The organism is Polaribacter vadi (assembly GCF_018861005.1).
Lineage (GTDB): Bacteria > Bacteroidota > Bacteroidia > Flavobacteriales > Flavobacteriaceae > Polaribacter > Polaribacter vadi_A.
This window is the reverse complement of record NZ_JAHKQL010000014.1, coordinates 1-2,310: the sequence shown is the minus strand read 5'-3', so window position 1 is coordinate 2,310 and position 2,310 is coordinate 1. Positions and strand designations below refer to the sequence as shown.

2 protein-coding genes are annotated in these 2,310 nt (G+C 44.0%); one reads left to right on the top strand and one right to left on the bottom strand.

Annotation, left to right across the window (positions count from 1 at the left end):
* Positions 1 to 87 precede the first annotated feature (87 nt).
* Positions 88 to 1,242, bottom strand: coding sequence for an IS4-like element ISVsa5 family transposase (locus KO506_RS06970; RefSeq protein WP_215994182.1), 1,155 nt, complete (start codon positions 1,240 to 1,242; stop codon positions 88 to 90).
* A 160-nt stretch (positions 1,243 to 1,402) separates the two neighbouring features.
* On the opposite strand from KO506_RS06970, the gene KO506_RS06965 reads away from it, so the two are divergent.
* Positions 1,403 to 2,062, top strand: coding sequence for a type A-1 chloramphenicol O-acetyltransferase (locus tag KO506_RS06965; RefSeq protein WP_000412211.1), 660 nt, complete (start codon positions 1,403 to 1,405; stop codon positions 2,060 to 2,062).
* Positions 2,063 to 2,310: the final 248 nt, after the last annotated feature.

Below are 2,310 nucleotides of genomic sequence, written 5' to 3'. Positions count from 1 at the left end.
TAGCGCCTCTGAACGTAAGACATCTTTGAGCAATATGGCTGATCCAAAAATTGTGCCCTGGGTGAATGTGTTTAGTGCTTCTAGGACTCAACCCACGAGTAAGTCTTCCCTTGTTATTGTGTAGCCAGAATGCCGCAAAACTTCCATGCCTAAGCGAACTGTTGAGAGTACGTTTCGATTTCTGACTGTGTTAGCCTGGAAGTGCTTGTCCCAACCTTGTTTCTGAGCATGAACGCCCGCAAGCCAACATGTTAGTTGAAGCATCAGGGCGATTAGCAGCATGATATCAAAACGCTCTGAGCTGCTCGTTCGGCTATGGCGTAGGCCTAGTCCGTAGGCAGGACTTTTCAAGTCTCGGAAGGTTTCTTCAATCTGCATTCGCTTCGAATAGATATTAACAAGTTGTTTGGGTGTTCGAATTTCAACAGGTAAGTTAGTTGCTAGAACCCATGGCTCCTTTGCCGACGCTGAGTAGATTTTAGGTGACGGGTGGTGACAATGAGTCCGTGTCGAGCGCTGATTTTTTCGGCCTTTAGAGCGAGATTTATACAATAGAATTTGGCATGAGATTGGATTGCTTTTAGTCAGCCTCTTATAGCCTAAAGTCTTTGAGTGACTAGATGACATATCATGTAAGTTGCTGATAGGTTTCCAGTTTTCCGCTCCTAGGTCTGCATATTGTACTTTTCCTCTTACTCGACTTAACCAGTACCAACCCAGCTTCTCAACGGATTTATACCATGGCACTTTAAAGCCAGCATCACTGACAATGAGCGGTGTGGTGTTACTCGGTAGAATGCTCGCAAGGTCGGCTAGAAATTGGTCATGAGCTTTCTTTGAACATTGCTCTGAAAGCGGGAACGCTTTCTCATAAAGAGTAACAGAACGACCGTGTAGTGCGACTGAAGCTCGCAATACCATAAGTCGTTTTTGCTCACGAATATCAGACCAGTCAACAAGTACAATGGGCATCGTATTGCCCGAACAGATAAAGCTAGCATGCCAACGGTATACAGCGAGTCGCTCTTTGTGGAGGTGACGATTACCTAACAATCGGTCGATTCGTTTGATGTTATGTTTTGTTCTCGCTTTGGTTGGCAGGTTACGGCCAAGTTCGGTAAGAGTGAGAGTTTTACAGTCAAGTAATGCGTGGCAAGCCAACGTTAAGCTGTTGAGTCGTTTTAAGTGTAATTCGGGGCAGAATTGGTAAAGAGAGTCGTGTAAAATATCGAGTTCGCACATCTTGTTGTCTGATTATTGATTTTTCGCGAAACCATTTGATCATATGACAAGATGTGTATCCACCTTAACTTAATGATTTTTACCAAAATCATTAGGGGATTCATCAGTACCGGGCGTATTTTTTGAGTTATCGAGATTTTCAGGAGCTAAGGAAGCTAAAATGGAGAAAAAAATCACTGGATATACCACCGTTGATATATCCCAATGGCATCGTAAAGAACATTTTGAGGCATTTCAGTCAGTTGCTCAATGTACCTATAACCAGACCGTTCAGCTGGATATTACGGCCTTTTTAAAGACCGTAAAGAAAAATAAGCACAAGTTTTATCCGGCCTTTATTCACATTCTTGCCCGCCTGATGAATGCTCATCCGGAATTTCGTATGGCAATGAAAGACGGTGAGCTGGTGATATGGGATAGTGTTCACCCTTGTTACACCGTTTTCCATGAGCAAACTGAAACGTTTTCATCGCTCTGGAGTGAATACCACGACGATTTCCGGCAGTTTCTACACATATATTCGCAAGATGTGGCGTGTTACGGTGAAAACCTGGCCTATTTCCCTAAAGGGTTTATTGAGAATATGTTTTTCGTCTCAGCCAATCCCTGGGTGAGTTTCACCAGTTTTGATTTAAACGTGGCCAATATGGACAACTTCTTCGCCCCCGTTTTCACCATGGGCAAATATTATACGCAAGGCGACAAGGTGCTGATGCCGCTGGCGATTCAGGTTCATCATGCCGTTTGTGATGGCTTCCATGTCGGCAGAATGCTTAATGAATTACAACAGTACTGCGATGAGTGGCAGGGCGGGGCGTAATTTTTTTAAGGCAGTTATTGGTGCCTAGAAATATTTTATCTGATTAATAAGATGATCTTCTTGAGATCGTTTTGGTCTGCGCGTAATCTCTTGCTCTGAAAACGAAAAAACCGCCTTGCAGGGCGGTTTTTCGAAGGTTCTCTGAGCTACCAACTCTTTGAACCGAGGTAACTGGCTTGGAGGAGCGCAGTCACCAAAACTTGTCCTTTCAGTTTAGCCTTAACCGGCGCATGTCTTCAAGACTAACT

Excerpts from the sequence above, each read along its gene's own strand:
- KO506_RS06970 (WP_215994182.1), bottom strand. The coding sequence starts at position 1,242 with ATGTGCGAACTCGATATTTTACACGACTCTCTTTACCAATTCTGCCCC.
- KO506_RS06965 (WP_000412211.1), top strand. The coding sequence starts at position 1,403 with ATGGAGAAAAAAATCACTGGATATACCACCGTTGATATATCCCAATGG.